The sequence below is a fragment of the Burkholderia sp. genome (genome assembly GCF_018375725.1).
Classification (GTDB): Bacteria; Pseudomonadota; Gammaproteobacteria; order Burkholderiales; family Burkholderiaceae; genus Burkholderia.
This window is the reverse complement of record NZ_JAHACR010000187.1, coordinates 1-8,267: the sequence shown is the minus strand read 5'-3', so window position 1 is coordinate 8,267 and position 8,267 is coordinate 1. Positions and strand designations below refer to the sequence as shown.

Below are 8,267 nucleotides of genomic sequence, written 5' to 3'. Positions count from 1 at the left end.
GGCGAGATCGTCGGAGTGCCTGAACAACGCGAAATGGTGGGGCATGCCGGAAGCGATTCGTGCGGCCGCGTGGTCGAGCGTTCCGGGGACTGCGCCCGCAGGCAAGGATCCCCAGGCGGTGATGGATCATGCGGTCGAAGTGGCCAAGTCGTCCGGCATGCCGCTCGCGGCCACGTTCGCAGCCATTGCGGCCTACGGTCGCGGCGACGTGGTCAGGGAGCAGGACGCGATCCGGCAGTTCGTCGCCATCGACCGGCAAAACCGGATTCCCAGGAAATATGCCCTGCTCGGCGAGATCGGCCGCGTCGAGGCGACGTACTACTCGGATCAGATCTGGATGCGCGCCACGGGCGCACGGACACCCTACGAAGGCCTGGGCCGGTTCCCGAAAGACGCGGCGGGCAACAAGACGGACGACATCAGCGGCCTGCTGAAATGACACGGTCAGGCGCGGAGGAGATTTCGGTGGAGACTCAAATTTTTCTCGCGGCCCACACAAAGCCGGGCATGCACGCGTGGCGCAACTGGCTGATTGCGTTGCCCACGGCCTTGCTTCTGCTGGCGGCGGTGGCATTCGCCACCAGTTCGTTCGTCCATGCGCGCCTGCTCAATCTGGGCGAGACATTCTGGCCGGGATACAACTTTCTCCGGGTCGAGATGCCGAAGCCGGCCTGCGATGCGAATGCGAACATCGACGCTCAGGTTGCGCAGGCGGTTGCCCAGTCCCGAAAGTCGAACGCGGATAGCCTGTTCGATTCGGGGCCGGTCGATCCCGGCGCCGTCCGCGCATCGCTGGTCGATCAGCGCGACCAGTGCCGGAAGCTGTTCAGGCTCTACGAGCACAACCGGCAGGCGAGTCAGTCGCTGGCCCTGCGGGCGTATCGCACGCTGGAACTGGCGGTTGGCGCGCTCACCGTCGCCGGGCAGGACGTCCAGCCGTATGTCCTCGTGCTGCTGATCCTGTTGTGCGGGTTCGCCGGCAAGCTCGGGCACGAGCATATTGCCCTGAGACTGCCCGCGACGGCGCTGGACTATCGGGTCAGCGCGATCGCCCAGGCGGTCGCCAACCTTGGGCTGCTGGCGTCGGCGATCGAATGGAGCCGGCTGGATCAAGGTGCGGGCGCATCGGTGTCCAATCTGTTGCACTGGATCTGGATTGCCGGTTTCGGTCTGCTGTCCGTGCTGTGTCTGGTCGATTGCGTCAAGGTGCCGGCGACGGCCGTGCCGGGCGGCCATCTCGGCCGCGCGCTGATGACGATCCCGCTCTATGTCGTGCTCGGCATATTCACGCTGCTGTGGTTCATATTCGGCGAGCACTACCTGTCCGGCGCGATCGTGCAGATTCGCCGCATGGTGATGTTTTCGGATCTGTATCTGGATGTGGCGCTCTACATCTGGGCCGGTGTGCTCCTGAAGGAGACCCGGTTGACGTCGCTGATCTTCGAGGTGCTGCGGCCCTGGAAGCTCGCCCCGGAACTGATCACCATCGCCGTCGTGCTGATTGCCGCGGTGCCGACGGCCTATACCGGCGCATCGGGCATCTTCGTGCTGGCGATCGGCGGCGTGATCTATGAGGAGTTGCGTGAGAACGGCGCCCGCCGGCAACTCGCGATGGGCGCCGCCGCCATGTCCGGAAGCATGGGCGTGGTGCTGAACCCATGCCTCATGATCGTGATCATTTCGGCACTCAACCGCGAAGTGACCACTGATCAGATCTTCGTATGGGGATCGAGGATCTTCATGCTGTCGGCCGTGCTTCTGGCGATCGTCGTGATCGCGACGCGGCGCTCGTCGCTCTCCATTGCGTCGCCGCGCGTGGCCCTCGGGCCGAGCCTGCGGGCGCTGGTTCCGCTGATTCCCTATGCCGCGATCGCGATCTTCATGGTGTTTCTGTTCACCGTGATCCTGCAGACGCCGTTCAACGAGTTCTCGATTCCCGTGGTGCTGCCGTTCATTCTGCTTGGCATCATCGCGTTCGAGCGCTGGGTGCTCGTCTTCTTCCGGTCGGTCCGGAAGCCGGAGCGCGGCGCGCCCACGTTCGGCCGCGTCTGGCCGGTCGTGCGCGACTCGACGCTGCAGTCGGCCGTGTCCATCGGCGCACTGTTGCTGCTGATGGCATTTGCCGTGTCGGTCGGCGGCGCCGTGGAGCGCTCGGGCGTGATGGATCTGTTTCCCCAGCATCTCGGCTCGGTGTGGGCCGCCACCGCGATCCTCGTCGTGACGCTGGTCATCGTCGGCATGCTCATCGATCCGTACGGCGCGATCATCCTCGTCAGCAGCGTCATCGCCGGCATCGCCTACCGCAACGGCATCTCGCCGGTGCATTTCTGGATGATCACGCTGGTCGCCTTCGAAGTCGGCTATCTGATGCCGCCGGTGGCGCTCAACCACCTGCTCGCCCGGCAGTCGATCGGCGAGCACGAGTTCGAGGCGCTGATGGCGGAACCCCGCGAGACCTCGTTCTATCGCCGGCACGAGCGCGTGCTGATGCCGCTGGTCGTCATGTGCACGGTCCTGCTGATCGATGCGTTCGGCCCGCTGGTCTACAAGATGTTTGCGTAAACGATTTGCTGTCGAACGGGCGAGGGCGCCGCAGCCGCGGTTCTCTGCCTCAATCCAAAGTCGAATGGGAGGGAGGAAACCATGAATCGTCGGAGCGGGAACTGGGGAAAGACGCTGAAAATGGCGGCCGTCGCGGCAGCCCTGTGCGGCAGCTCGCATGCGTTTGCCGATACGGTCAGCCGGACGTTGTGCATCTACGATCCGATCGGCGCGAACGGCTTCATTTACCAGTCCTTCCAGGACTACATCACGCAGGCGCTGAACTGGGGAGTCAAGTTCGAGCCGAAGCCGTACACGGACGAGGACGTCGCCGTTTCCGATTTCAAGAGCGGCAAGTGCGACGCCGTCGAGATCACGGGTGTGCACAACATCCAGTTCGTGAAGTTCGCCGGCAGCCTGGACATGGTCGGCGGCCTGCAGACGTATCCGCAGGTGCGCAGCGCGATCATGGCGATCTCGAGCCCGAAGGCCGCCAAGTACATGACGTCAGGGGATTTCGAAGTCGCGGCCGTCGCGCCGGGCGGCAAGGTGTTCCTGTTCGCGCGTCACAAGGACAACCTGTCCAGCATGCAGAAGGCGGCCGGCAAGAAGGTCGCGGTGCTGGCGTTCGACAAGCAGGCCACCACATTCGCCAATGTTGCGGGTGCCGCGCCGGTGCCGGCCACCATCGCGTCGTTCGGTCCGATGTTCAACAACGGCAGCGTCGAATATGCCTACGCGCCGTCGTTTGCATACAAGGCGCTCGAGTTGTACAAGGGCCTGGGCACCGACGGCGGCATCGCCGACTACGTGCTGGGCATGCTGTCGTTGCAGGTCGATATCCACAAGAGCCGATTCCGGCCCGATTTCGGTCAGCAGTCGCGTACCTGGGTGGCGGAGAACATGTGGGATCCGGCGATCAGCCGCATCGAGAAGACCGACCGCGAGGTGCCCGGCAACTACTGGTCGCACGTCGATGCGGAGCGCACGAAGAGCTACGCCGAACTGCTGGTCAAGGTGCGTCAGGGTCTGTGGGACGAGAAATGGTACGACCACGACATGCAGCACATGCTGAAGAAAATCCGTTGCAAGTCGAATCCGTCCGACGCGGAGTGCAGCCAGGCGACGGAGGGCGGGCCGGCCTGATTCGGTGACGGGCTGCCTGCGAGGATAGGTTGCGGCAGCCCTTGCAACTCAGCATTCCGCGACGGCGTTTTTGCCGCCGCCGTTGCGGCTGATCGCCGCGCAAGCAGGGTAGTCCGATGGGCTCGCCGGGAGGCGGGCCCTTCTTGTTTATGCGGCGGGACGCGCTGAAAATCCGTCCGTCGCGCGTCATGCCGGTGGCACCGATCAAGGGCCGCGGAGGCGAACGTCGTTTGGGTGGAGGTGCGCTCGGCTGAATCATGCAAAATACTCGCCATCTAAGACGTGGAGGCTGGCCGTGGGTGTTAACTTTGACTTGAATGACTTGCAGGCGTTTCGCGCGGTGGTGGAGCTGGGAAGCTTCCGAAAGGCCGCCGAGGCGGTGAGCATTTCCCAGCCAGCCCTGAGTCGTCGGATCGACAAGCTCGAGGAAGCGCTCGGCGTGCGTCTTTTCGAGCGCACGACGCGCAGCGTCACGCTCACGACCGTCGGTCGCGTGTTTGCGCCGAGCGCCGAGCAACTGCTCGATGATCTCGACGTCGCGCTGCTCGGCATCCGCGATGTTTCGTCGAGCCGCCTGGGTCATGTGACCATCGCGTGCGTGCCTTCGGTGGCGTACTACTTTCTGCCGAACGTCATCGCGAGCTATCATCGCCGCTTTCCGCGCATCCGGGTCAAGCTGCTCGATTCGAGCGCGAACGAGGTGCTGGGTGCCGTCATCAGCGGCGAGGCTGATTTCGGCGTGAGCTTTATGGGCAGTCAGGAGTCCGAGATCGAGTTCAAAGTGCTGCTGCAGGAGCGGTTCGTTGCTGCCTGCCGCCGCGACCATCCCCTCGCTCGCAAGAAGCGCGTGACCTGGAGCGAGCTTTACGAGCACGAGTACGTCTCGGTGGACAAGACTTCCGGTAACCGCCTGTTGCTCGATCAGGCGCTCTCGGCCGTGGCGCCACGTGCGCCGAGCGTCTGCGAGACACGACACGTCACGACCATGCTCGGGTTGGTCGAAGCCGGGCTCGGTGTCGCCGCGGTGCCGTCGATGGCCATGCCCGGACACGACCACCCGGTTCTCACGAGCGTGCCGCTCGTCGACCCCGTGGTGAAACGACGCGTGGGCATCGTAAGACGACGCGGACGGCCGCTTACCCCCGCCGCACAGGAGTTTCACCGAACGATCATCGAAACGAAGCGCGCCGGCGTCGCAAGCAGTGATGCCGCGGACGATAATGTGACGGCGACAGCGAAGACAAGAAGGAAGACGCCATTGTGAGGTTTGCAAGACCGCTTCGTTTGCTTTATGTACAGGTCCTGCTGGCCATGGTGTTCGGAATGGCGCTCGGCCACTTCTGGCCGCCAGCAGGCGCGCTCCTCAAGCCGCTCAGCGATGCGTTCGTCGGGCTCGTGCGGATGATGATTGCACCTATCGTCTTCTGCACGATCGTCTCGGGCATCACGTCGCTTGCGAGCAGTAAGGCCATCGGACGCACGATCATCCAGGCGCTGGCGCTCTTCTATCTCCTGACGGCCGTTGCGCTCGCGCTCGGACTCGTCGCCGCACTCGTGCTGCGGCCTGGCGACGCCATGCACATCGACGTGCATCATCTGGATTCGAGCATCCTCGCGCAATATACGCAGCACACGCAGGCGAGCGGAATGGTGGCGTTCGGGCTGAGCATGATCCCGGAAACCATGCTCGGCGCCTTCGGGAAGGGCGAGGTGCTTCCGGTGCTGCTGCTATCGCTGCTCTTCGGTTTTTCACTGAATGCGTCTCCACGGGCCGGCCGGCCCGTGCTGGCGCTCATCGACGGCGTCGCCCAGATACTCTTTCGCATCCTCGCGATGATCATGCGACTCGCTCCGCTCGGAGCATTCGGTGCGATGGCTTTTACGGTGGGCCGATTCGGCATCCGCTCGGTCGGTTCGCTCGGCATGCTGATGGCGTCCTTCTACGTGGCATGCCTGTTGTTCGTTGCGCTGGTGCTCGCGCCGCTCGCACGTCTGCACGGTTTCGCGCTTTGGCGTCTTTTGCGCTACATGCGCGAGGAATTGCTCATCGTCCTCGCGACATCGTCGACGGAACCGGTACTGCCGCGCCTGATCGCGAAGCTGGAGGCGCTCGGTTGTGACAAGGGCGTCGTGGGGCTCGTGCTGCCCGCGGGCTATTCGTTCAATCTGGACGGCACCGCGATCTATCTGACGCTCGCCTCGCTGTTCATCGCGCAGGCGTGCGATGTGCCGCTTTCCGCGCCGCAGATCGCGACGATGCTCGCCGTCATGTTGCTCACTTCCAAGGGCGCGGCTGGCGTGTCAGGCAGCGGGCTGGTCGCGCTCGTCGCGACGCTCACGGTGATTCCGGATCTGCCCGTCGCCGGGGTGGCGATTCTGGTGGGCATCGACCGCTTCATGTCCGAGGCGCGCGCGCTGACGAGCGTGATCAGCAACATCTGCGCGGTGATCTTCGTGTCGATGTGGGAAGGCGCGTGCGATCGCGCGCGCCTCGCGCAGATGCTCAGGGTGGCCGAGCCCGGCCGCGCGGGCGGCGCCGGCGATGCCTCGACAGACACGCTGCGGTGACGGAAAGACGGCCTGAGACAGGCCTGCCGATGGTTCCGTCTCAATGTGAGGAGACGGAATCGAGCCCGGTCGATTTCACGTCCGCTTGTACACCGGGTGAAGCGAGATAGTCGAGGAGCGCCTTCGCTTCCTTCGGATGCTGCGCGCCGACGGGAATGCCGGCGGCGAAGCGCGTGACGGACTGCAGCGACTCGGGAATCTTTCCGACGAAGGTCGCGCCCTGGACGGGCAGCAGCTCGCTCACCTGCTGAAAGCCGATTTCGTAGTCGCCGTTCGCCACCACCGACGCCACTGGAATCCGCGGGATCATCTTCGCCTTCGACCTGACCTGATCCGCGATGCCGAGCTTCTCGAACAATTCGCGCTCGATATAGAAGCCGCTCGCGCTGTCGGAGTAGGCGATCGACTTCGCCTGCAGCAGGGTCTGTTTCAGCCCTTCGATCGAGCTTATGTCGGGCTTCGCCGCACCTTCGCGCACCACCATGCCGATGCGCGAATCGGCCAGCTCGACCCGCGATCCGGGAATGACCTTGCCTTGCTTGATCAGCTCGTCAAGTGCATAGCCGACCATGATGACGGCGTCCGCGGGCTCCCCACGCCCGAGCCTGTTGGGGATCGCCTCGGGCGATTTGCCCATCGACGGGCCGAGCGCGGTGTCGAGCGTGTTGCCCGTCTGAGACGCGAACTTCGGGCCGAGCACCTTGTACGCGGCGGTGAAACCGCCCGAGCTCATGATGTGCAGGTCGGCGGCTTGCACGTTCGCCGCAGCGGCCGAGGTTGCGACGAGCGCTGTCGCGCAAAGTTTCAGAAGGAGGTTTCTCATGGTTGTGGTTGTGGTTGTGCGAGGTGGCGATGGGTACGGGAATGCGTATCAGTGCGCCGGAGTCAGCGTCACTGCGCGCCGACGATAGAGCGCGAACGTCGCCAAAAGGGCGCACGCCGCGGCGAAGCTCATCCAGTACCCGGGTGCGGCTTTGTCGCCGGTCATATGAATGAGCGCCGTCGAGATTGCGGGCGTGAAGCCTCCGAACACAGCCGTGGCGAGGCTGTAGGCGAGCGAGAAGCCGGCGACGCGTACCTGCACCGGCATCACTTCCGTCAGCGCGACGACCATCGCGCCGTTATAGATGCCGTACATGAACGAGAGCCAAAGGAGGACGAGCAGCATATTGACGAAACTCGGCGCGTGAGCAAGCAGCGACAGTGCCGGGTATGCGGTCGCGATGGCGAGCACCGTCATGCCGACGAGAAGCGGCCGGCGGCCAATCTTGTCGGAAAGCGCACCACCGATCGGCAGCCATACGAAGTTCGACACGCCGACACACAGCGTCACGAGCAGACTGTCGGCCGTGCTGAGGTGCAGGACCGTCTTGCCGAAGGTTGGCGCGTAGACCGTGATGAGGTAGAAGCTCGTGGTGGTCATCGCCACCAGCATCATGCCGGCGGCAACGACGGTCCAGTTCTGGGCCAGCGTGCCGAACACTTCCTTCATGCTCGGACGGTGCCGGCGCGCCTTGAACTCCTGCGTTTCCTCCAGATTGCGGCGCAGCATGAAGATGAACGGCACGATCATGCAGCCGACGAAGAACGGTACGCGCCATCCCCACGCGGCGATGGCCGGTGCGCTCAGCCATTGATTGAGCGCGAAGCCGAGGCCCGCCGCGACGACGATCGCTACCTGCTGGCTCGCGGACTGCCAGCTCGTGAAGAACCCCTTGCGGCCGGGCGTGGCCATCTCGGCGAGATACACCGACACGCCGCCCAGCTCGGCGCCCGCCGAGAAGCCCTGCAGCAGCCGTCCGAACAGCACGAGCGCGGGTGCCAGAAGCCCGATTGTGGCGTAGCCCGGTACGAATGCGATCAGGATGGTGCCGCTCGCCATGATGGAGAGCGTGACGATGAGGCCCTTGCGGCGGCCGACGTCGTCGATGTAGGCGCCAAGCACTATCGCGCCCAGCGGCCGCATCAGAAAGCCGGCGCCGAAGACGGCGAAGGTCATCATCAACGAGGCG

The 8,267-nt window shown here is 64.4% G+C and carries 7 protein-coding genes; 5 read left to right on the top strand and 2 right to left on the bottom strand.

What is annotated here, in order from left to right; genetic code table 11:
* The 5 genes from KH616_RS17400 to dctA all read left to right on the top strand — a co-directional run.
* The coding region (locus tag KH616_RS17400) for a hypothetical protein (RefSeq protein WP_292248641.1) at window positions 1-439 on the top strand (439 nt) is incomplete at its 5' end.
* A 26-nt stretch (window positions 440-465) separates the two neighbouring features.
* Window positions 466-2,562, top strand: coding sequence for a TRAP transporter large permease subunit (locus KH616_RS17395; protein ID WP_292248638.1), 2,097 nt, complete (start codon window positions 466-468; stop codon window positions 2,560-2,562).
* Window positions 2,563-2,643: 81 nt separating this feature from the next.
* A complete protein-coding gene (locus KH616_RS17390) occupies window positions 2,644-3,687 on the top strand; it encodes a putative solute-binding protein (RefSeq protein WP_292248635.1) in 1,044 nt (347 codons plus the stop codon).
* A 295-nt stretch (window positions 3,688-3,982) separates the two neighbouring features.
* The gene (locus tag KH616_RS17385) at window positions 3,983-4,951 is read left to right on the top strand and encodes a LysR family transcriptional regulator (RefSeq protein ID WP_292248632.1); all 969 of its coding nucleotides are present in this window, start codon (window positions 3,983-3,985) and stop codon (window positions 4,949-4,951) included.
* A complete protein-coding gene (gene dctA, locus KH616_RS17380) occupies window positions 4,948-6,255 on the top strand; it encodes a C4-dicarboxylate transporter DctA (RefSeq protein WP_292248629.1) in 1,308 nt (435 codons plus the stop codon). Before KH616_RS17385 ends, dctA begins: the two co-directional genes overlap by 4 nt.
* Window positions 6,256-6,295: 40 nt before the next feature.
* On the opposite strand, the gene KH616_RS17375 is transcribed toward dctA, so the two are convergent.
* Complete coding sequence (locus KH616_RS17375) at window positions 6,296-7,078, bottom strand: substrate-binding domain-containing protein (protein WP_292248627.1); 783 nt, start codon at window positions 7,076-7,078, stop codon at window positions 6,296-6,298.
* Window positions 7,079-7,126: 48 nt separating this feature from the next.
* On the bottom strand, window positions 7,127-8,267 hold a 1,141-nt coding region (locus KH616_RS17370; RefSeq protein WP_292248625.1), incomplete at its 5' end, for an MFS transporter.